The following is a 21601-nucleotide window of genomic DNA, read 5'->3' as shown; positions in this document are numbered from 1 at the left end:
CTTGCGCTAAAAATTGCAAGCCCTTCAGCCCTCTGTGTGGAAATCTACTAAACGTCTGTATCTTCCGCACGTGAACGCTAAGTACAGGTGAAGCAGTTACCGGAGCGACTATTAATCCTTCTGCGATCTGCCAAATGTAGCCTGCTGAATATAGAGGCTGGATTCAGTATAGGTGCAGTTCCGAATGACCCTCTCCTCCTCCTTCGTGAACATGCAAATATATAACGATAATTGATGATTAATTATATGCGCTCCCATCTCATTTCTACAAGTCGTCTTGCTATGACAATAGACGCAATGTCGGTAGATCGTAGTGCAGGTCGAGGGGTACACGACCGACTTAGCAGACCAGTACTTCCAACCGACGAAGAGGGGGACATCCATGACTGCTAAGGAATTCAGTGACACGCAGGCCGGGTGGGACGAGATCGCGGCCGGTTTCGACGAGTACGCCACGCCCTTGACGACCGCGTTTGCGGAGGCTGCCCTTCAACGCGTGGATCTCCGCCCAGACATGCGATTTCTGGATGTGGCAGCGGGAAGCGGAGCGCTCAGTCTCCCAGCTGCACGCCTCGGCGCGGAGGTAGTGGCGACAGACATCTCGCCGGCGATGGTCGAGCTGCTAGAGGCGCGGGCTCGGGACGAGAATCTGACCACTATTGAGGCCCACGTCATGGACGGCCACGCCCTCGAACTTGAGGACGACGCCTTCGATGTCTCTGCATCCATGAACGGTGTCTCGCTATTTCCGGACATGCAGCGCGGACTAGGTGAGATGGTGCGAGTCACGAAGCCTGGTGGTCGGATATTGATCCTCGCGTTTGGTCCGCCTACCGAAGCGGAGTTCATCACCTTCTTCCTGGAGGCGATGCAATCGGCCGTTCCCGGCTTCGACGGCCTGCCGATGGATCCACCGCCGTTACCCTTCCAGGTGGCGGATCCCGAGCAGTTGCGCGCACGATTTGTCGACGCTGGATTGAACGACATCCGCATCGACACTGGTTCGTGGGAGACGGAGTTCCGGTCCGCCACACACCTCTGGAATATGGTAGTCAACAGCAATCCAATCGCCGCATCACTGGTCGCCAATCTCTCTCAAGAGCAAATCGCTGAGATCCAGGAGGTTCTAGACACCAAACTCCGTGAACGCGCCGGAGGGAGCGGCCCCGCAGTCCTGGCCACCCGGATGAATATCGCCTCCGGCACGAAGTGAACGCGCAGGTCTGACTCACTGCGATGAATTCATCATTGCAGTGTACATGGTCTAGATCGGTTTTAGCTGCGGTTGCACGATACGCGCTCTCTATTCAGCAACGCTCGATTGATCTGTCGAGCAGCAGGAACCAACCACCTGCTGCATACAGAGATTATATGCAGTAGACGGTCGTCGTTCGTTTCAGCCTAACAGAGGCGAATCAACCGCTCAGAAGAACCCGCGAATTGATACTGAACCCATGCCGGAACGCCTACTCGCTGTGGATCCCCACGTGGCTCCCGTCGATTCGAATCTGGTATTCGTCGCCAGTGAATGCAATCGTAATGTCGTCGTGAGTGACGAGCGAATCGAGTGCATCCGGATCGAAGTACTCGCTCAAGGGCAGCCCTTGTCCGAACACGAGCTCATCTGGCTCCACGTTCTCGACAGCTGCGATGGTCTCGACGACAGCAACACTCGGAGTCATTTCCGACCAATCATATTGAGCGCGACCCCACGCCCTCTCCGTGTGTACGGTGCTCACGACACCAAATTGCACTCCATCGAAAAAACCTAGTGTGATATTTCGGATGAAAGTAATCTACCACTCAACCGTTCCACTGTACGTAGCGATTCTTTCGACCGTCACACCGGTCTGTCCTCATGCCCGTTACGCGCCCTTCGTTCAGCAAGCGTTTGACCAGGGTAGCAGATCTCTCCTTCTCGCCTGTCAGACGTGGATTATCAATGTGTACGCCTTTCCCTTTGCAGTGTGGTATCACACGTATGGCGCCCCGTGATGACGAGCTGGTTGAAGCAGAGCTAGTCGACCACCTGAAGGCGCTCGGGTTCAAAGAATACGAAGCCCACACGTTAATCGCCCTCTTCCGTCTCGGGACGGCGACCGCCAAGGACATCGCTGATAGTAGCGACGTTCCACGGACTCGCGTCTACGACGCGATCGACCCACTCCATGAATCTGGGCTGGTTGACATCCAGTATGCGTCACCGAAGAAATTCACCGTCCTCTCCCGGGAGTCGCTCGTACGCAAACTCAACACGGACCGCGAGAACATGATCACCGAAGTGGCCGAGTTGTTCGAGCAACTTGGGTCGGTGGAGCCACAGACCGAACAGATGGGGGTCTGGACGGTCACCGGGCGAGGTTCCGTCGCTGAGCGGGTCTTCGAGTTTATCGACGAGGCTGATGACGAGATCATCTATATGACCATCGACGACCTCTTCACCGACGACCATCTCGATCGCCTGCAGGACGCCGATGAGCGAGGGGTGGACATTCACCTGGCAGGGATCTCCGACGAGGTCCAAGGACGCATTCAGGACGTCATTCCGTCGGCGGACCTGTTCGAGACGCTCTGGGAGTGGGAAGACACGCCAGCCGGAAGCCTTCTTATCACGGACGAGCAGACCGCGCTCGTGAGCGTTCGCGTCGATGACCAGCCGGCGGACGAGGGTGAGGAGTCGGCGATCTGGGCGAGCGGCGCGCGAAACAGCCTGGTCGTCGTCCTGCGGGCGATCTTCACCTGGCGGCTCAGGACCAACGAAATGCCCTGATCGAATCAGGATGCAGAGATGCCTGCCGGTCACAACCTGGGGAATAGAGTGGGCTATTGTATGAATCCGGCTCAAACCACCGGTTTATCGATTCCTGTGTCGACCCGTTGTTCCATCCGACCATGACACAACTCACGACCGAAATCGATGACCTGGATCGGGTGTTCGACAGTCTGAGCCAGGCCCACCGATGTCATATTCCGTCTCTGATTGAATGGAGTGCCGTGGGAATCACGAGTGCCTTCGACACCGTACGAAAGTTACGTACAGATGGACTACTTTGCACGGCTGTAGCTACACTGGTCAGATCCATCCCTCGGGAAGCTTCCCTTGGTGTGAATGAATCAGCTCAAGGAGGGGTCGTATCTCATCGAAATTCGGCCCTTTCACGACTTCGTGCTTGTCTTGCCTCCCACGAGATGTACTCTGCGTCCTCCAGCTTCGGTAGGTGAGTATGAATGAACCGCAGCTGTAGTACCTCCAGTTCCTCTTCATCGTACTGCACGTCTTCGGGGACGCTCAGTCGATCTTCTCTGCATCCGTATAGGGGACAAACTCCGTGTTTCCACATTCGCAAGCACCGTCCGTTCCCATCGGACGGAGTTGATCGTCTGCTGTTTGCTGCACTGTATACACGTTCTGGCATTCCGTACACATGCCGAATCCCTCGGGGTCACCACCAGAACGTCGGTCTTCGTGCACCATACCCCCGCTGTATGGCATATCCGCTATATAGCCATTGTGTGATTATTTGGTCAACAGGTTCCAAGACAAACACCTAGTGAACAACGGTTATCGTCATGTTCTTGAATTTCACCTGGTTTACTAGCAGGTCTACTTCGTATGCAGTCACAGTCGGAGACGACTGGAACGTGGAGGTGGGGACGGTACTCGCCTCGGAATAGCTTCCACCGACTGATTTTCGATGTCTGGGGAGCTGCCGACCGCGCACTACCTCGGATTGAGGGTGATGGTCCCGTCGCTCGTGATTCGGACGTGATACCCCTCGTAATTGAACGAGACGCGCCGGTCGGTGGAACAGCTGCGGTCTTTAGTACTCATAGAAATGAATGCGTCGAGGGCGTCCGTGTCGATACAGTCTGGGAGGAACGCCAACTCGGTGGGGTCAGTGTTTTCCAGGGTGATGATTGAACTGATGAGTGCCACGCTCGCCGACTCGGTCTCCGTGTCGAATTCGTGTGTGTAGTCGTCAGTCTCGGTGCGTCGCTGGGTGTCTCGGAACGGACTCTCGTCTGTCATGCTGGGTTAGGGGCGAGTCTGGACTAAGTGATGCGCCCCGCGAAAATACAGCTACTAACGCGGTTCCCGTGCCACGGCACCAGCGGTGGACCGTCCCCACGCCGGACCGGACGCACAGTGTGAACTGGCTCGTAATACTGGTACGCGGCGAAATTGGATATGCTCCTCGATAACCCAGTTACTCACACTAACTTTGAACAGCAGATCCGTAGGCCACTAGGCCAATTCCTCAACGAATGCACGTTTACACACTGTGGGAGTTTCACTAGGATATTGAATAGCGTGAATTTCCTGCTAGTGATTCGCCTGAAGGAGTTCTGCGACTAACGTATCTTACCGACCATGACCGTGTTTGAGTCTCGGGCGCCACTCGTCAAAGCTTCCCCCTCGGCTCACGGTCTCTCCATGCCGGTCAAACTCAATTACTCCGGCTGCCTGTAACCCGGGTAGTTGGACGTGGTGGAGTTCATACACGAGTGTGACATACTCCTCGTAGGAGAGAGCTTCATCCTCCTGAATTATCGGCGTCGCATCTATCGTCTCCTGTGCTGCTAGGGCCTCCACCACTCGTTGTTGTTGCTTTCGCAGCACGGTCCGGAAGTCCTCACCTCTCGGAGCAGCCTGTTCACTCATTTTCCAGTCGTTGCTCCAATGCCGAAATTTCCGCATCCACACTCCGGGCACGTGTCCTGATACGGAACAACCGCAGTATCAGGCGTCCGTTTTCGGGCCGCTCGAAGCGCTTCACAGCCAGTACATACGATTTGATACGGAAGCATCGTGCCGATTATGTATCCTCGAGATGGTTCGCCTCGATAACGTCCTCGCTAGTGACGGTGATCTCGAATCCGCCATACCTGAAGGAAATCCTGTCACAGGCCCTGAATCCGGTAGCTGACTCCGTCGTCAGTTTGTCAAGTGCGTCTGTGTCAATAATGGTCTGAAGCGGTGTCAAGGCCTGCGGGTCTTCCCCAAGGGCGGTCGCAACCACTGCAACGACCGCTAAACTCGTCGAGTCACGGATACTATCGTACGTAGCTTGGAAGGATTTGCTCTCCAGATCGAATTCAATAGGGCTCAGTGACTCTGTGATTTCTGGATTCGCGGCCATCGTTTGAGAATGTTTCATCACCCAAACAGAGGCCTTCTACGGGGTTGAGGGTAGCTTTTGCTCGCGCAAAACGTTTTAATACCGAGATTCCGCGCTTACTCTTCAGGAGTGATGAGGGTACTCGCTACGAGGCGTCTCATACCGCGCTGTAACCGTGATGAGACCGCCTGACGGGTGATTCCAAGTTCGTCTGCGAGATCGGCTTGCGTGGCGTCTCGTGGCGAGTCAAAGTACCCGCTCGAGTACGCCAGTACCAGCGCTTTCCGTTGCCCGTCGGTTAGGTCGTACTCTCGGTCAGAGTTGAGTGATGAAACCGCGTGTAGTTCAGTCAGCTCAATCGGAATATCATGGTCTTGGCAGTACGTCTGGAAGTCGGAGAGGTCTTGTTGCTCGCCTGCCCGGACTTCAAAGGTCCACTGCTTTTCCTTGCCGATGCCGGAAAGAAGCGTGATCTCAGTATTAACGATCGCCGTGAGAATGCTCTCGTGAGTGAGGTTCCAGTCAATACGGACGAACATCTGTTTCTCCACTTTGTCGATTACTTTGACCTGATCGATCCCGATATCCGCGCTCAAATCCGTCGTGAGTTTATCGGTGTCATCAGCGGAAATCCAAAAGTAGGGGATAACAGCCTCGCCCGTCGGCACAATACGATCTAACTCGATCGTCACATCCGTTAACTGCTCAAACACAGCGCTCAATGGGAAATCTGCGTGTTCGACAGTGAATGAGGCTTCGATTGCCATACTAGATGACTAGCGCGTCAGCTGTTTGGATTACTCGCTATCGAGGTCCTTAAGAAGGCTTCCGACATTTAGCAAATTTATTTCCTGTATTGAACGATCCAACTCATCCGTATACCAGGGGTGGCTCTGTGCAAATACGCGCTCTCTATTCAGCAACGCTCATTTGATCTATCGAGCAGCAGGAACCAACCACCTGCTGCATACGGAGGATGTACGCAGCAGACGGTCGCCGTTCGTTTCGGGCCATCAGCGACGAAACAGCCACTACGTGGGCCTGCAATCGTATCACGAATCGGAATAAATTGGCCGTTGGTGTCGCACCTCGGGAGATGGAAACGTCTTCGTATGATTGACTGAACCCCCTTGCATGGCAATTCTGGTCGCCCTCCAGCGGACTTCAGACGCCCTCCAGCGCAATCCGGTCCTACTCGTCCCGATCTTGGCCCTTCTCCTGTTCCAGGTCCCCCAATTGGTATCCCAATCGGCCAGCCCTGGACTTGCAAACTTCTTCGCGTTAGTACTCTCGGTGGCGTTCGTACTCATCCTGCCGTTCGTACAAGGTGGTCTCGTTGCGATGGCTGCCGATGCCCTTGGCAATGGCACATCGCTGGCCACGTTCGTCGAGGGGGGGAAGCGGAACTACGTGTCTCTTCTCGTCGTCTCCCTCATATTCGTAGTCATCAACATCGTTGTCAGCATCGTTGTGGTGTTTGCTGGTCTCGTCACGCTTTTTGCTCGCTACCCGGGGGGTGCTGGCGACACGAGTGCTCTCGTCGTGGTCGTTCTGACTGTCGTCGTCGTGGTGGTGCTGGCTTACCTGCTGTTACTCTATTTCATTCAGTTCTACGCGCAAGCAGTTGTCCTTGACTCCCAGGGTGCTATTGACAGCCTCAAGCGAAGTGCCAGCCTGGTTCGGGCAAACCTCGCCAGCGTATTTGGATACTCAGTCTGTGTCGGCTTTCTCGGTGGCTTGACCGGCGGACTGTTCGGTATCTTTTCATTGGCAATCAGGCCAGAGACATCGATGAGTTTCGGCCTTCCACGGGTTTCACTCGCTGGCGTTCTCGGCATCTCCTTAGTCATCGTGGCTGTCGAGACACTGTTCGCAGGGTTCATGGGAGTGTTCTCAGTCGCCTTCTACCGTACGCTGAGGGACTGACGTAGTTCGCCCTGTATTCAGCAACGCTCAATCGATCTGTCGAGCAGCAGGAACCAACTACCTGCTGCTTACAGAGGGTGTATGCAGTAAAATACAACCACCAGAACACGCCGGACGTTTTTATTTTGGGAGCTAACTGACGAGCGACACTCCGATTAGACTTCCTGCCCCGTAGGTCAAGATCGCTGCACTGAGACCGATTCCCACCTGACGCAACCCAGAATAGAGAACGGACCGACCGGTGAGAAGCGTTATTCCAGCACCGATTACGAACAGTGCGATACCACTGAGGAGCAGACTCGTTCCGACCGCAGTAAGGCCACTGGCGACGAAAAACGGCGACACGGGGACGATAGCACCGAGAGCGAATAGAACGAACGATGCACCGGCTGCCTCCCACGCAGAACCACCGAGTTCCTCAGGGTCGATCCCGAGTTCCTCACGCGCCAGCGTATCCAGGGCCATCTGCTCGTCGGAGATTATCTGATCGGCGATCTCCAGAGCACGCTCTCTGGAGAGCCCCTTCGCCTCGTATATGAGCGCCAACTCTTGGGCTTCCTCTTCCGGTACTTCAGCTAGCTCTTCTGCTTCGATGCTGATCTGGCGTTGGTAGAGTTCACGTGAACTCTGGACGGAGAGCCATTCCCCCATCGCCATTGAACCTGCTCCCGCGAAAAGCCCGGCTAATCCCGTAATCAGAATCGTGGTGGATTCGAGTGCCGCCCCAGCCACGCCCATAACGAGGCTGAGATTGGAAACAAGACCGTCGTTCGCGCCGAGAACCGCAGCGCGAAGTGCATTTCCGCTCGTCGCTCTGTGACGGCCCTCTAATTGCGCGAGGACCCCTCCCGTCGCACCAGGACCTGGGGTTTCTGCGATAATCGTCAGCAAACGGTCGTGGGACCGCTCGGCGGCGACCATTCCTGTCTCCCGGACCTCCGGTTGAGTAGCGTATCCCTCACCACCTTCGACTTCTCCAGACCGCATCGTAGGCAGCACCAGCCCTGGCCCGAAACGTCGAGCCAACCACGCAAGCACTCTCCCCCTTCTGGAGGGTTCCAGGCTCTTCGGGTCTCCACCAGCTTCGCGGAGTTTCTCGGTCCAGAACGCAGCGTGGTTTCTCTCTGTCTCGGCCAACCGCCGGTACACTTCGGCCACCTGCGGTTGTGCTTCTGTATCAGCCATCGCCGTATAGACGGTTGCACTATCGACCTCGTCCTGGCGATTACGCTGATACCGAGCGATGTCTTCTCCACTAGCCATTCCACCAAGCTAATGTGTTCAAGAGGTTTAGGTGCAGGGCCGCTGATCCAGAGGAGCTCGTTGTTATACCCCGATCACCGGTCTCGTGACGTCATCTCGTCGATGAGTTCCGATTGCAATTCTTGGATTTCCAGTAACCGTCGCCACTGGCGGACCAACAAGAAATCGAGTTTTTCGTGGAGTTGCCGAATTTCGAGTTCCGCGTTGAGGTTCACCTCGTAATCGTGTTCAGCCCGAATGCGGTTCCGGGTCTCCTGACGGTTCTGACTCATCAGGATGATGGGGGCTTGAATCGCGGCGAGACTGGACAATATCAAATTGAGGAGGATGAACGGAAACGGATCAAGGGGCCGTGTAAGTACGATCGTATTCGTGATCATCCACCCCACGAGGAACAGCCCGAACAACCCGATAAACGGCCAACTGCCCCCGAACGAGGCAAGGGCGTCTGAGACGCGAGCACCGAACGTCTCGGTTTCCTCCATCGTCTCGTTCACGTTCTCCGTAACGAGGGTCCCACGATTGCCTGCCGAGAGGATGTCCTTTTCTGACTCCGTGAGGCCGGCATCATCGGTCACTAACTTCTGAATGTGCTCCACCCGGAATCGATGGAGGTCGTCCAGGCAGATTGCCTCTGCGGACGTCCACTCCGGGTACTGTTCCCGGATGTGTTCAGCGATTTCGGGGCGAACAAGGGTGCCTGGAACGAATCGATCTGCTGGCAATTCCCGCGAGCAGAGTGGGCATCGTCGGCGGGGCTGTGACCTAGTTCCTTGGTCGGCTTCTGATTCCATAGCATATGTGTGGCTGTGGAGACGGAAACCAATCTTGCCACTGTCGCGGCAGTCAAATGATTATGATCTGGTGGCTCCCAGGAGTGAAAGAGGGTTCGTCCGTGATATACGCGGACGTAAGCGCTGCTGAATCCAATTCGGACTGCCTTGCAAGAGAGGCGCTGTATATTCTGCATCACTCAGAAAAAATAATCTGCAACTGGCACAATCTCGCACGGTAAGTTTGCCGATCTACTTAGCAGTTGTTCAGACACAGCCGATTGAACAAATCCAGCAGTGAGTGTGACCGCTGTGAGTGACCAGTCGGATTTCTGCGGAAAATCTGCCGAGAATAACCGATTCTCGGAACTGACGGTATGGTCGACGACCTACTCAGGGGGCAGTACCGTTTGAACAGTTATCCGGTAGTTTCGATGGTGGCGTCTGTCCGGTCCTGAAGGTACGATATGATATCTGGATTGTTGCCGAGCACTCGGCTGAGATACTGTTGCCATCTTGGTTTCTGATTCTGCCCGAGCACGATGATATCGGCACCCCGCTGTTCCGCTTCTTCCCGGATTACATCCTCAATGATGAAACCACGTTGGACGATTACGGATGCAGACTGATCTCCGACGATCGGAGTGATCGCTCGGTGGATGTCCTGCGCTGTTGAGTGCTGATTGGCCTGGACGAGGTCGACGTGTAGCACGAGGAGTTGCGCGTCCTCGTATTCCTCAGCAATACCCCTCGCATGGTCTAGCGTCTGGGTGCTCTGTGCAGTCAACGGATATCGGATCGGGGTGAGGATAACCGGAGCGTCTGGTGTCCAATTCATACCTGTTTGTCGGACGCGTAGACGGAAAGAATTCGTCCTACAAAGCTGAAAGTGTGTGTACGATGCCCGTCTGACCACGACCATTATGTGATAGTCACCTATCGGTGCGGACAGGATGGCATCGTCGGATTCCAAATTGGTCGAGTACTGCAAAGAACGGACTGGCGAGAACCTCCGGACAGTCGCCCGATACAATACGACCAGCGAGACATTGACTGTCGAGTGCGTCCGAGACGACCTGCGGTCACAATACACGGACGAGCAATATGAAATGCTCGTCGAGAAGCTATACGACACACACGAGTCCGTGGTCGAGATTGGGGACAAGGGAGCACCGATCGGGGACTGCGTCTCAAGCGTCCACTATTTTGAGAATGGCTTTGTCATTCAGCTAGTCCTCGACGAGGATGACGGATACATTATCACGTTCGACAGCGTTGTTGGCTCATCACTCGCGTCATTTATCGAAGAGTGTCTCACACACGCTGGAGTTCCCTCGGAGCTGGCTCAGTAGCTCGCCAGCCGTGCGTCCTCAGTCGTGGCGAGGTACTGTTTGATTCGATCATGGCGCCAGTCGAGGAGAATCAGCACGCTCTCCGTGGCCCGTATGGCCTCCTCTCCGTACCAATTGGCGTCGTATTCGGCCAGGCCCTCAAAATCAAGTCGAACGCGCTGTACTCGCGCCCTGCATTTGACACGCTCTCGACGATCTGCTCATTTCCTGTCAACAGGAGCGTGCTGACTAGAGCGGATGTATGCAGTAGACGGTCATTGTTCGTTTCAGCCCGTCTGCGTCGAAACAGCCGCTACGTGGACCTGCATCTGTAATGGGATTCCCTATCGGGTGAACAGCAAGGCACCGACCAACGTTAGTAATATCTCGGACCAGCACTGACTCACGCTGAACGAGAAGGTCATCATGGAAGCCAGACACGGAAGGAGTTGTAGGACTCCGGCAACAAGGATGAGCAATCCAGCGACAGTTAGCAACTGGTGGGAAGTAACGGAGGGCACAGTACGACGAGATAGTGAGAAAATCATAACTTTTCTCCTCTGTACTTAGCGACTGAACTGCTATCGAGGGAACAAGGCGGCTTTGAGTCTACAGAAATGGTTTATCCCGACTTACCTTTGGAGTCGTATGGTCGCCGAATCGCACGATAAGATTCTGATTGTCGGGGGTACAGTCGCTGTTGCAGTCGGAACGTATCTCCCTTGGCTGAGGACGAATCCAAACCTGCCTCCTAATGCCAAGATACCGATAATCTACTACACCGGTATGAGCGCTGGATTTGAGGGGTTCGACTTCGCACTGCTCGGTGCAGTCGGGTTTACCCTTCTACTCCATGGTGTCAGTTTCCGGACGCCGATACGTACCGTAGTGACACTTGTAGTGGGAGTTGGAATGGCGGTGTTTCCGGTGTACTACCTGTCTTATTCCACGTTGTTTGGATTCTCCGCCACGTTTGTTCCCGCGCTCGGTTGGTACCTCACCTTCCTTGGTGGAGTTCTGTTCTCCGTTGCCGGAGGACGCCAACTGCCGTCCGTGATTCGCCGGCCAAAGGCGACAGCAAGCCTGAGAGAATAGTCGGATCTCTACCAATCCAACTCCTCGTCAAGCGGTGAGTGACCAGTGGCCGATTCACGCGCTGTATTTAGCAGAGAACCTACAAACTACCGGGCTGTTGTCAGAATCGGCGTGACCGACTCAGAGGGTAGTCAGCAGAATGGTAGCTACAGGCGAAGGAGTGAGCAACCAGCCAGATATGCAGAAGGTGGAGTTATAGTTAATCAGCGGTCAATTCTGCTATGGGCATCCGTGATACACTTTCTGCCATAGAAAAGTTGGAGATCTCAGTGGGGGATGCAGCTTCAATCGTTATCATTTCTGGACCGATTGGTGCGATATTCGGAGGGAGTTTCACAGTCCACATTGTCTCATCAGAAACGACTGCGATATGGGTGACAACTGTCGCGTTTTCCATTCTGGGCTTGATTGTCTGGTCGCTCCGGTCTTGAGCCAAATCGGACAGTTCACGGGTATCTCGAACGGGGTGTTCGGGATTTGACGATCTGCAGCATGCGCGCTCTGTATGCAGCACGCTCTCGACGATCTACGCAATTCCTGTCAAAAGGTGCTTGCTGCATACAGAGGATGTATGCAGTAGACGGCCGTCGTTCGTTCCAGACCATAAGCGGCGAAACAACCGCTAAGTAGGCCTACGAACGTTCAATCTAACTGGCTACAATAGCGGCAGGGTTAGCGACACGAATCGGGATACTTGACGCCGATGTATAGATACCCATCTCGGTCGATGACAACGTCCAGCCCGACACAATCACCGTGTTCTGCTGAGCACTGAGCGACGCCGAACCGTACCCGGTAAGTACCCCGCAGTCGGACGGCCGGTATGCGTATCCACCAGTTGGGTGACGGGGTCCCCGAGGTCGCCGTGGTCGGCGGAATCCACGGCGACGAGCCCTGCGGGCCGGCGGCGGTCGAGCGCCTCGTCGCCGAGTCCCCGGACGTGGAACGACCCGTGAAACTGATCGTCGCCAACGAGGAGGCGCTGGAGCGCGGCGTGCGGTTCGTCGACGAGGACCTCAACCGGGCGTTCCCGGGCGACGCGGACACCGGGAGCCTCGAAGGGCGCCTAGCGTCCGACTTGGCGCGCGAACTGGAGGGCTGTACCACGCTCGCGCTCCACTCGACGCAGTCGTACGCGGAACCGTTCGCGCTCTGTGACACCGTCGACGAGATCGCCCGCGCCGTCGTCCCGCACCTCCCGGTCGACACGCTCATCGAGACCGACCTGTTCACGGAGGGGCGACTCATCGAACACCCCCACACCGTCGAGGTCGAGTGCGGCCTGCAGGGCAGCGACGACGCCGCCGAGAACGCCTACTGGCTGACGCGCGCGTTCCTCTCCGCGACCGGCGCCCTGGACGCGCCGGTCGCCGACGAACCGGCCGGCGCCTCGGACGCGACACCGGGGGACGTCGACGTGTTCCGCCTGCTCCAGCCGGTCGGGAAGCCGCCGGCCGAGGAGTACGAGGTGTTCGCGCACAACTTCGAGCGCGTCGGGACCGGCGAGCGGTTCGCGGTCGCCGACGGCGAGACGTTCACCGCCGACGAGCCGTTCTACCCGGTGCTGATGTCCGCGCGCGGCTACACGGACGTGTTCGGCTACGCGGCCGAAAAAGTCGGAACGCTGGAGTGACCGATCAGGCCGGGATCTCGTCGAGCTCTTCCAGTTCCTCCATGTCCTCGCCCATCATCCGCTTCGCGCCGAGCGCGAGGACCGCGAGGAGGATGAGGACGCCGAGCGCGACCATCCCGCCCCGGGAGGAGCTCGAGTCGGTCTCGTCCTCGGCCTCGTCGACCTCGGAGGAATCCGAGCTGCCGATCGAGCCGGTCGGACTGAAGTCGAAGCCGTCGTCCACGTGCAGTTCGAGGAGCGTTATATCCATGCACAGGGGATACGACGACCAGGGGTTTATCCGTTGGGGCGGAACTGCCGGCGACGGTCCGCGGTGACCGAGTAACGAATCCCCGGCGAGAGTAGCAACTCACCAGTAGCGGAGTCGATCGATAGCCCCGGGTTTCGCCGGCTTCATGCCGCCGCCGGTCGACCAATCCCCATGAACGACGACCGACGAGCGTTCCTCGAATCGCTCCTCGAGACGCCCTCCCCCTCGGGATTCGAGACCGCGGGCCAGCGAGTCTGGACCGAGTACGTCCGGGAGTTCGCCGACGACGTGCGGACCGACGCGTACGGCAACGCGGTCGGGGTCCACGATGGGAGCGGCGACGGGCCGTCCATCGCCTTCGGCGGCCACGCCGACGAGATCGGGTTCATCGTCCGGGACGTACTAGAGGACGGGTTCCTCAGACTCGACCGCGTCGGCGGTTCCGACCGGACAGTCTCCAAAGGCCAGCACGTCACGGTCCACGCCGACGAGCCCGTCCAGGGCGTGATCGGGCAGACGGCCATCCACCTCCGCGAGGAGGACGAGGACACGTTCGAGGACGTGCGGGAGCAGTTCGTCGACGTGGGCGCGGAAAGCGCCGAGGAGGCACGCGAACTGGTCGAGGTCGGGGACCCCGTCACGTTCTCGACCACCGTGTTCGACCTCCACGGAACGCGGGTGAGCGCCCGCGGGATGGACAACCGCGTCGGGACGTGGGCGGCGGCGGAGGGGCTCCGCCGCGCCGTCGAGGCCGACGTCGACGCCACCGTGTACGCCGTCTCGACGGTGCAGGAGGAGGTCGGCCTGAACGGCGCGAAGATGGTCGGGTTCGACCTCGCGCCGGACGCCTACGTCGCCGTCGACGTGACCCACGCGACCGACAACCCCGACGTTGCCAAGAAGAACACCGGACCAGTCACCCTCGGGGACGGCCCCGTCGTCGGTCGCGGCAGCGCGAACCACCCGCGCGTCGTCGAGCTCGCCCGGGAGAGCGCCGCCGCCGAGGGCATCGAGGTGCAGTTACAGGCGGCGGGCGGGCGCACCGGCACCGACGCCGACGCGGTGTTCACCAGCCGCGGCGGCGTCCCGTCGCTCAACGTCGGCCTGCCGAACCGGTACATGCACACGCCGGTCGAGGTGATCGACACCGAGGACCTCGTCGCCGTGGCGGACCTCCTCGGGGCGATGGCCGGTCGCGCCGGCGAGTTCGCACCGTTCGTCGTCGAGGTGTAGTCGACGCTCTCGGAGGGGGTTGTCCCGCTACGTAGTGCGATTCTGCCTCGAAAATCGACTCGGAGCCGCGGCTATCTGGGGAGGATCACTCGGGAGTCGCGTCGGTTCCGCCGGCCGAAATCAGCGTCAGTCGATGTGGCCTTCTTCGCGGAGCTGCTGGGCGTCCTCGCTCGTGTAGCGCCACTCGATGTTGGCCTTCTCGTCCTGCCAGTCCCACGGCTCCGCGATGACGACGTCTCCCTCGTTGATCCACGTGCGGTACTTCATTCGGCCGGGGATCCGCCCCATCCGCTCCTCGCCGTCCGCACACCGGAGCCGGACGTGGTTCCCCCCGAGGTGTTCGGTCACGACGGCGAACACCTGATCGCTGTTGGGCATGCGGAGATTCCGCCGCCCGCGTTCTTCACTCACGGTCCTATTTCGTACGTTACACGGATAAGTCATTGGAGAGGCCCGTTAGCGTATGACAGGGTGTGGCGTGAGGCGACGGGTCCAAGTGATGTGCCGTTCGGTCGCAAAAACGTTCGGAGACGGGCTCAGCCCCGGTCGAGACGGATCTCCTGACCCTCGATGTCCTCGAAGGCGGCGACGAGTCCGCCGATGCTGACCCGGCCCCCCTCGGGGTCCTCCACCGAGATGGAGGCGACCTGCTCGGAGGGGTCGAACTCGTACTCGACGACCGGCCCCTCGACGCGGACCTCGTTGCCCGTCTCCACGTTGCGCCCCGTGATGACCGCGCGGAAGTCCCCGTCGAGTTCGTGGACGTCCTTCACGGCCCGACGGATGGAGGCGTACGTCCGAGGGAACGGCCGTCCCTGGCCGTCGACCGCGATACTCTCGGCGGTGCTCCACAGCACCGTCCCGAAGAACCCCGAGACCAGGAAGCCCAGCGCGGAGCGGTTGAAGATGACGCCGTAGCGGTCGCGGTCGTCGCGCAGCGCGTCCTGGGTCGCGTACACCGAGTACTCCCCGTCGGCGACTGCGATGACGGGCGTGGTGATGCCGCGACGGCCGCGGACCTCCGTCGCCACCGCCTCGTAGTCGAACTCGGCGGGCGACGGCGCGCGCGAGGCTGGTGTCACGAGCAGTTCGATCGCGATCCCCTCCGAGACCCGGTCCGAGAGCGTCTCGCGGAAGCGACGGAGCAGGTCGGGCGTGAGCGAGATGGTGAGTTCGTACTCGGCCTGCTCGATGACCTCCTCCAGGTACCGGAGGATCGTCGAGCGCGACTTCACGAGCGAGACTGCCTCCGTGTCGCGGGTCGGCGCGGTGTACCGGGCCTCCAGTTCGTCGACCATCTCGGCGAGCGACGAGCGGATGTCGCCGAACGCCTCGCCGGGGTCGACCGCCACGATCTTCATCGGTCGCGACTCGCGGAGCTCCACGAGTCCGCGGTCGGAGAGGCTCCGGACGGTGTCGTACACCCTCGGCTGCGGGATGTCGGTCTCGCTGGCGATCTCGCTCGCCGTCAGTTCGCCCCGCTCGAGCACCGCGAGGTACGCGTCGATCTCGTACTCGCCGAGGTTGAATCGCTCTCCCACGCGCTCCATCGTCGAGCGCAGGTCGTCGGCCATACCGTCACCTCCGGCCGAGGGTATATGTGATTTACTACCTCGCGAGTACAACCGGAGTCCGGAACGAAGTCACATGACTGCCATAAATCACTTTCGCCCGGGTTCGAATCCCCGTCGGCCGAGTATCGTCGCGGGTGCCGGTTCCGGTCGGCACTGCCGCATCCGCGCCTGCCTCACATGTACATCCGGTCGAGCGGTTGTTCCTCTTCGGCGGCGGCCTCGAGGCGCTCGGCGAGGCTCTGGTAGTGCTGGTGGACCTGCTCCGCGAACGCCTCCAGCGGCGCCGTGTCGATACCGAGTTCGTACACCGCCTCGACGGCCTCGAGGAGCCGGATGGTCGCGTCGACATCCGGGACCTCGGCGTGGACCGGCGTGACGTACACGCCGACGGCGAGGTCGGACTCCATGGCCCGTGCCATCAGTGCCGCGTTCGTCCCGTCGAGGAAGCCGTTCCCCATCGGGGGGACGGGGGACGCGTCATCGCCCTCGAAGTGCCTCGCGGCGTAGTCGTCGCTGGCGACGTAGAACGCCCGGTGGTCGTCCGGGCCGTGGGCGAACGGGATGCCCGACAGCACGCCGACCTCGGTGACGTCGCTCTTCCCGGTCCACTGGAGGATCGCGTTCGAGAACGGATCGGCCATGGAGACGGGGACGAACAGCTCCCCGACGAGCACGGTCACGTCCAGGTCGGGACGCGAGTAGAGCCGGGTCGGGTACCGGGGGCGGCCCGCCTCGAACGGGGTGATGGTCGGTAGCCCCTCGGCGCGGATGTGACCCGTCTGTTCGAGTTCGAGGTGGTCGACCAGGTAGTCCACGGCCGTCAGGCCCGCCAGGCCGAACCCGGAGAACCCGGCCAGAACGGTACTCGACGGCTTCGACGTGCTATCGACGTGGAACGACGGGCCGCCGTCCGTGCGCGTGTCGGGCATGGGGATAGGTACGACCGGCTCGGGGTTAGTGGTACCGGGAGGGGGGCAGTTCCACCGGACGCACGATCGGCGGGCGGTGGGGTGTGCAGTCCACCTGCCGAAGGCAACGCTTTTTCGCGGCGGCATCCTCGCCGGTCGTATGCAAACGGGGACCGAAACGCCCACTGGCATTCCCGAGGCGTTGGGGATCACGGAGGGATCGTTGAACGCCTTCTACAACGAGGTCCTCGCGTTCCCGGGCGCCCCCGCCGCCATCTTCCTCCTGTTCGTGGCCCTCGGTGCGATTTTCTCGAAGTACGTCGTCCGCCTGCTCGGCAGGCCGATCGCCCGCCGGTTCGTCAGACAGAGCGTGGCCCAGACGATGCTCCGCGCCACCCGTCTCGGGATCATCCTCCTGTTCGCGTTCACCGGACTCGGTGCGGCCGGCATCGAACTCGGCAACATCGTCCTGTCGGTCGGTGTGTTCTCCGCGGTGGTCGGTATCATCCTCGCGCCCATCGTGGGGTCGATCATCAACGGGGTGTTCGTGCTGGCGGACCAGCCGTACGAGATCGGCGACATGATCGAACTCACGGACGGCACCACGGGGTTCGTCGACGACATCACCCTCCGGTTCACGAAGATCCTGACCATGGACAACACGTTCGCGGTCATCCCGAACTCGGTCATCCGGGACGACATGGTGAAGAACTACTCGGCGGAGGACGAGCGCACCCGCCTCTCCATCGACGTCGCCGTCAGCTACGAGTCGGACGTGGCGAAGGCGCGGTCGCTCATCGAACGGGCCGCCTCGGACTGCGAGGACGTCGTCGAGGGCGGGCCGGACATCCGCATCGGTACCGCCAGGTACCCCGCGAAACCGACCTGTTACATCGACCAGTTCGGCGATCACGGCGTCTACCTCAGGCTCCGCTACTGGGCGCACCGGCCGTACAAGCTGCTCACCGTTCGCTCGAAGGTCCAGACCGAGGTCTGGCGCCTGCTGAACGAGGAGGACGTCGACGTGACGATCCCGTACCCGCACCAGCACCTCGTATTCGACGATACCAGCGGCACCGCGGAGGTCAACGTCGGCGAGGGACGCGGCGTCGACGCTCCCTCCAGCCCCGCGCGTCGGGACTGACGCGCCGCCGGTTGGAAGAACGGCGCCCCGAGGAGCTAGTCCTCGAGTTCGAAGGCCACCTCGACCTCGGCCTGGTACTCCCGTCCCTCGACCGACGCGACCTCGACGCCGAACTCCTCGACCGTGATCCAGTGGACGTTGTCGAGCGTCTCCTCCGCGCGGTCTATCGCGTCGTCGGCCGCCGCGTCGAAACTCTCCGTGCTCTGCCCGATGAGTGTGATCTTCTTGAACACCATCGCGTCGACGGTACGCTCGCAACCGGGAAAAAACGGGTGGCGGAACGCGCCCCCGACGCGTCCCGCTACCTCGACCGTCGCCCGTCGAGTCTATCCGTGATCGCACCGGTGAGGTCGGTGAGGTGTGCCGTCCCCCAGATGGCCACGATTATCCCCCCGATGGTGTCGAACACGAGGTCCAGCAGCGTGTCCTCCAGCCCGTACTGGGTGAGCACCGAAGCGGTCCCGAGCGCATGGGCGGTCTCGGCGATGGCGAACTCGATGACCTCCCAGAACACGCCGAACGCGAGGACGAACAGGAGGATGAACACAAACATGAACCGGTCGGGGAGGTACACCGCCTCGGAGTGCCTGTCGATCGCCCGCGTGACGGTGTAGCCGGTGGCGGCGACGACGGACGAGGAGAGCGCGTGGGTCATGTGGTCCCACCACCAGACGTTGTTGTAGAAGTTCCCCGTGGCGCCCGGCAGGCCGACGGTACCGATCGCGTGGAGGAACACCGCCGAGGTGATCCAGAGCGTCAGTCCGGCGTCCATGGGGAGGTCGTACTCCCGCTCGAGCACCGCGGGGAGGTAGGACACGAGGAGGCCGACGCTCGCGTTCACCATGATGCCGGTGTCCCCCCGGTCCAACCCGACGAACAGCAGGCCCACGAGCGTGAGCTGCATGAGCCGCGTTATCAGGCGCTGGGTATCGTCCGAGATGCCGAGTCGGTCGCGAACGTTCACGGCTCCGGCACCTCCACGGGGACGCGGACGTCGGCGTTCGATCGGCGCCTGAAGTAGTACTCGAACAGCAGCCCCGCGGCGAGACCTGCGAGGGTCGCGGCGATGAAATCCAGCATGAGCGCCCGCTCGACGACCTCCTCGGGCCGTCCCCGGAGCAGGAACCCCGTCCCGAGGAGCAGGTCCGAGGCGTACTGGAGCACCGCCCAGAGGCCGGCCGCGGCCATCGTCGCGATGGTGACGAAGAACACCGCGAAACTGTGGCTCATCCGGACGGGCGTGAACACGTCCATCTCCACTGCGACGATGAGCGCGACCGTCGCCACCGCGAGGTACGTCGTCACTCGCCCGGTGAAGGAGACGCCCGCGACCGTCTCGCCGGCGACCAACGCCCGGCCGATCGCGGGTAGCGCGACCAGCAGTAGCACCTCCCAGGGGAGCATCGCGGTCGAATCACGGAACGCCAGCGGCGGGACGACCGCCAGGGCGACGACGAGCAGGACGAACACGCCCCACACCGGTTCGCCGCCGAGGAGTTCGCCCAGGGCCACGGCCGCCATGAAGATGACGACGAACCAGCCCATGCCCGCGTTGAGCCGGCGGTCCTCGACCACGTTGCGGAGCCCGCTTCGTTGCATGGCATCCGGTTGTGACCCGGATGACAAAAGGGGTTCCGTCGGGAGGTCCGCGACGACGGCTGCCGACGTCGGCCGCGGGGGACTACCCGAACAGCGACACGTACGCCGCCGCGTACGCCAGGGCCGCGACCGTCACCGCGGTCAGCCCCGTGTAGACCGCCCGTTCGGGGCCGGGTCGGGAGAACGTCCGCGACCGGAACCGGACGCGTGGCGCGACGCCGACCAGGCCGACGGCGAGGACGCTGAACACGAACGGGTACGAGACGTCGAGCGTCGGCGCCGGGATGACGAACGCGGTCGCGGCGTAGGCCGCACCGGTCGCCGCGCGGGCGTCGACGCGGGGGAGCCGTCGTCCCTCGCGGAGGCCGGTCCAGACCAGCAGCGCGGCCCACACCGTCGCGAGTTCGATACCGAACGCCGCGAGCAGGTGGAGGGTCGGATCCGGGTGCAGCGAGACGGTCTCGAGGGGGACCGACGCGAGCGGGTAGAACAGCGCCGGCGGCTCACCCGTGAACATGTCGCCGAACGGGTGGGTGGCGAGGCCGACCAGGGCCAGACAGAACGTCGCCCGCGGATCGAGGTCGGTCCGACGGACGACGACCGACGCGAGCGCGAGACAGGCCGCCGCGAACGCGAACGTGACGACCCCGGCGAGTGCGCCGGTCGCGACCGTGGCGACCGCGACGAGCAGTACCGCGAGCACGATCGCCAGCGTCCGCGCGAGCCGTCGACCGTCCACCCACGCCGCCGCGGCGAGCGCGGCCACCGGGGCGACGACGAGCGAGTGTGTCACCGCGCGGTGGACGACGTTACCGGTCTCCCAGAACGCCGAGGCGAGTTCGAGCGGACCGGCGCCGAGCGCGCCCCCCAGCCCCACGACCGCGTAGCCGATGTCGACGTCGGGCACGGCGGCGAACGCCGCCGCGACGGCGCCGTACGCGAGGGCCCTCCGGGGATCGGTCACCCTGGCGGCGAGAGCGCCGACGAGGGCGAACGCGAGGAGGGCGTGACCCACGAACATACGCCGGGCTTCGCAGCGTGGAGAGATAAGCCTCGTGGGACATCGTGTGTCTGAGTATCACCCGACTGTCCACCCTCTCATCCACCTACTCGCACTCTCACTTCCCGGACGCGCCGTGTCCCTGGGAGCCCTCGGGTCGAGTCGGGTCGGACGTCGCGTCCCGCACGTCCACGTCGTTCAGTTTCGTCCACTTCTGCTCGATCTCCGAGTTCCCGCGGACGACCGTATCGCCCTCGACCGTAAGTCGGGTCTTCCGGAGTTCGATCGACCGGACCTCGCCGACGGTCCCGTCGATGTCGACCCGATCGCCGGGGTTGAAGTCCGGGTCCCGGAGGAGGTAGACGCCGGCTACCGCGTCGGCGATCATGCTGGAGGTCGCGTAGGAGACGCCGAGGGCCACGAAGCCGGCCGCCGTGCCGAGCGACTGGGCGATCCCGTCGAGGCCGACGACCGAGAGGAAGGAGAGCCCGACGCCGAACCAGAGGAAGATGGCGACGATCGTCGCCAGGAACTGCCGGTAGACCGGCGATTCGCCAGGGAACGACCTGTCGAGCACGGCCCGGACGATCGTCATCAGCAGTTTGACGAACACAATCGCGACGACGAGAAAGACGGCTCCGGCGATCACCTGCGGGAGCGCGGACTGCACGTCACCGACGAACTGTACCAGCGCGCTGCGCGTCAGACTCGTTGCAGACTGCAGGAGCATGACGGCCCCTGCTCACGGCTGT

At 60.9% G+C, this 21601-nt stretch carries 25 protein-coding genes; 8 read left to right on the top strand and 17 right to left on the bottom strand.

All coding sequences use genetic code 11. From position 1 onward, the window contains the following. The first annotated feature begins 313 nt into the window (after nt 1-313). Nucleotides 314-1213 (top strand): class I SAM-dependent methyltransferase, encoded by a 900-nt coding sequence (locus tag HUG10_RS02920; RefSeq protein ID WP_218780639.1) that lies wholly within the window; start codon nt 314-316, stop codon nt 1211-1213. A 253-nt stretch (nt 1214-1466) separates the two neighbouring features. Here the strand turns inward: HUG10_RS02920 and HUG10_RS02915 are convergent, their stop codons facing one another. Continuing rightward, nucleotides 1467-1739 (bottom strand): HalOD1 output domain-containing protein, encoded by a 273-nt coding sequence (locus HUG10_RS02915; protein ID WP_179168129.1) that lies wholly within the window; start codon nt 1737-1739, stop codon nt 1467-1469. A gap of 242 nt (nt 1740-1981) precedes the next feature. On the opposite strand from HUG10_RS02915, the gene HUG10_RS02910 reads away from it, so the two are divergent. Continuing rightward, complete coding sequence (locus tag HUG10_RS02910; protein ID WP_179168128.1) at nt 1982-2770, top strand: TrmB family transcriptional regulator; 789 nt, start codon at nt 1982-1984, stop codon at nt 2768-2770. Nucleotides 2771-3721: 951 nt separating this feature from the next. On the opposite strand, the gene HUG10_RS02905 is transcribed toward HUG10_RS02910, so the two are convergent. From HUG10_RS02905 to HUG10_RS02890, 4 genes are all read right to left on the bottom strand, one after another. After that, the gene (locus HUG10_RS02905) at nt 3722-4030 is read right to left on the bottom strand and encodes a HalOD1 output domain-containing protein (RefSeq protein WP_179168127.1); all 309 of its coding nucleotides are present in this window, start codon (nt 4028-4030) and stop codon (nt 3722-3724) included. Between the two features lie 333 nt (nt 4031-4363). Beyond that, entirely contained in the window at nt 4364-4663 is a 300-nt protein-coding gene (locus HUG10_RS02900) for a hypothetical protein (protein ID WP_246310206.1), read from the bottom strand. A gap of 154 nt (nt 4664-4817) precedes the next feature. Continuing rightward, nucleotides 4818-5141: a HalOD1 output domain-containing protein gene (locus tag HUG10_RS02895; RefSeq protein ID WP_218780638.1), complete on the bottom strand. Its 324-nt coding sequence runs from the start codon at nt 5139-5141 to the stop codon at nt 4818-4820. 95 nt (nt 5142-5236) lie between these two features. After that, nucleotides 5237-5887 carry a helix-turn-helix domain-containing protein gene (locus HUG10_RS02890; protein ID WP_179168125.1) on the bottom strand — a complete coding sequence of 217 codons (651 nt, stop codon included), beginning with the start codon at nt 5885-5887 and terminating at the stop codon, nt 5237-5239. 367 nt (nt 5888-6254) lie between these two features. Here HUG10_RS02890 and HUG10_RS02885 point away from each other — a divergent pair, with 367 nt between their 5' ends. After that, entirely contained in the window at nt 6255-7046 is a 792-nt protein-coding gene (locus HUG10_RS02885; RefSeq protein WP_179168124.1) for a DUF7847 domain-containing protein, read from the top strand. Between the two features lie 132 nt (nt 7047-7178). Here the strand turns inward: HUG10_RS02885 and HUG10_RS02880 are convergent, their stop codons facing one another. From HUG10_RS02880 to HUG10_RS02870, 3 genes are all read right to left on the bottom strand, one after another. Further along, nucleotides 7179-8309 (bottom strand): VIT1/CCC1 transporter family protein, encoded by a 1131-nt coding sequence (locus tag HUG10_RS02880; RefSeq protein ID WP_179168123.1) that lies wholly within the window; start codon nt 8307-8309, stop codon nt 7179-7181. A gap of 74 nt (nt 8310-8383) precedes the next feature. Continuing rightward, nucleotides 8384-8887 (bottom strand): DUF1003 domain-containing protein, encoded by a 504-nt coding sequence (locus HUG10_RS02875; RefSeq protein ID WP_179168122.1) that lies wholly within the window; start codon nt 8885-8887, stop codon nt 8384-8386. A 613-nt stretch (nt 8888-9500) separates the two neighbouring features. After that, a complete protein-coding gene (locus HUG10_RS02870) occupies nt 9501-9920 on the bottom strand; it encodes a universal stress protein (RefSeq protein ID WP_179168121.1) in 420 nt (139 codons plus the stop codon). Between the two features lie 115 nt (nt 9921-10035). Here HUG10_RS02870 and HUG10_RS02865 point away from each other — a divergent pair, with 115 nt between their 5' ends. From HUG10_RS02865 to HUG10_RS02855, 3 genes are all read left to right on the top strand, one after another. Next, nucleotides 10036-10434, top strand: coding sequence for a DUF7522 family protein (locus HUG10_RS02865; protein ID WP_179168120.1), 399 nt, complete (start codon nt 10036-10038; stop codon nt 10432-10434). A gap of 627 nt (nt 10435-11061) precedes the next feature. Continuing rightward, nucleotides 11062-11508 carry a hypothetical protein gene (locus HUG10_RS02860; protein ID WP_179168119.1) on the top strand — a complete coding sequence of 149 codons (447 nt, stop codon included), beginning with the start codon at nt 11062-11064 and terminating at the stop codon, nt 11506-11508. Between the two features lie 823 nt (nt 11509-12331). Then, entirely contained in the window at nt 12332-13141 is an 810-nt protein-coding gene (locus HUG10_RS02855) for a M14 family metallopeptidase (protein ID WP_179168118.1), read from the top strand. Nucleotides 13142-13145: 4 nt separating this feature from the next. Here the strand turns inward: HUG10_RS02855 and HUG10_RS02850 are convergent, their stop codons facing one another. Further along, on the bottom strand, nt 13146-13391 hold the full coding sequence (locus HUG10_RS02850) for a hypothetical protein (protein WP_179168117.1): 246 nt from the start codon (nt 13389-13391) through the stop codon (nt 13146-13148). A gap of 171 nt (nt 13392-13562) precedes the next feature. Here HUG10_RS02850 and HUG10_RS02845 point away from each other — a divergent pair, with 171 nt between their 5' ends. Next, nucleotides 13563-14624, top strand: coding sequence for a zinc-binding metallopeptidase family protein (locus HUG10_RS02845; protein ID WP_179168116.1), 1062 nt, complete (start codon nt 13563-13565; stop codon nt 14622-14624). Nucleotides 14625-14750: 126 nt separating this feature from the next. Here HUG10_RS02845 and eif1A read toward each other — a convergent pair whose 3' ends face one another. From eif1A to HUG10_RS02830, 3 genes are all read right to left on the bottom strand, one after another. After that, the gene (gene eif1A, locus HUG10_RS02840; protein ID WP_179168115.1) at nt 14751-15035 is read right to left on the bottom strand and encodes a translation initiation factor eIF-1A; all 285 of its coding nucleotides are present in this window, start codon (nt 15033-15035) and stop codon (nt 14751-14753) included. A 125-nt stretch (nt 15036-15160) separates the two neighbouring features. Next, entirely contained in the window at nt 15161-16198 is a 1038-nt protein-coding gene (trmB, locus tag HUG10_RS02835; RefSeq protein ID WP_179168114.1) for an HTH-type sugar sensing transcriptional regulator TrmB, read from the bottom strand. 173 nt (nt 16199-16371) lie between these two features. Continuing rightward, the gene (locus HUG10_RS02830) at nt 16372-17127 is read right to left on the bottom strand and encodes a proteasome assembly chaperone family protein (protein WP_179168113.1); all 756 of its coding nucleotides are present in this window, start codon (nt 17125-17127) and stop codon (nt 16372-16374) included. Between the two features lie 139 nt (nt 17128-17266). On the opposite strand from HUG10_RS02830, the gene HUG10_RS02825 reads away from it, so the two are divergent. Beyond that, entirely contained in the window at nt 17267-18250 is a 984-nt protein-coding gene (locus HUG10_RS02825; RefSeq protein WP_179168112.1) for a mechanosensitive ion channel family protein, read from the top strand. 35 nt (nt 18251-18285) lie between these two features. On the opposite strand, the gene HUG10_RS02820 is transcribed toward HUG10_RS02825, so the two are convergent. From HUG10_RS02820 to HUG10_RS02800, 5 genes are all read right to left on the bottom strand, one after another. Further along, nucleotides 18286-18486, bottom strand: a complete 201-nt coding sequence (locus HUG10_RS02820; protein WP_179168111.1) for a dodecin — start codon at nt 18484-18486, stop codon at nt 18286-18288. Nucleotides 18487-18551: 65 nt separating this feature from the next. Next, nucleotides 18552-19214, bottom strand: a complete 663-nt coding sequence (locus tag HUG10_RS02815) for a hypothetical protein (RefSeq protein ID WP_394354981.1) — start codon at nt 19212-19214, stop codon at nt 18552-18554. Continuing rightward, nucleotides 19211-19849 (bottom strand): hypothetical protein, encoded by a 639-nt coding sequence (locus tag HUG10_RS02810; protein ID WP_179168110.1) that lies wholly within the window; start codon nt 19847-19849, stop codon nt 19211-19213. Before HUG10_RS02810 ends, HUG10_RS02815 begins: the two co-directional genes overlap by 4 nt. An 82-nt stretch (nt 19850-19931) precedes the next feature. Beyond that, nucleotides 19932-20870: a metal-dependent hydrolase gene (locus HUG10_RS02805; protein ID WP_179168109.1), complete on the bottom strand. Its 939-nt coding sequence runs from the start codon at nt 20868-20870 to the stop codon at nt 19932-19934. A 97-nt stretch (nt 20871-20967) separates the two neighbouring features. Further along, entirely contained in the window at nt 20968-21579 is a 612-nt protein-coding gene (locus tag HUG10_RS02800) for a mechanosensitive ion channel domain-containing protein (RefSeq protein WP_179168108.1), read from the bottom strand. Nucleotides 21580-21601: the final 22 nt, after the last annotated feature.

It is taken from the genome of Halorarum halophilum (genome assembly GCF_013401515.1).
In the GTDB taxonomy this organism is placed as follows: Archaea; Halobacteriota; Halobacteria; order Halobacteriales; family Haloferacaceae; genus Halorarum; species Halorarum halophilum.
Note: the sequence above shows the minus strand (reverse complement) of the source record. Positions and strands in the feature narration are given on the sequence as shown.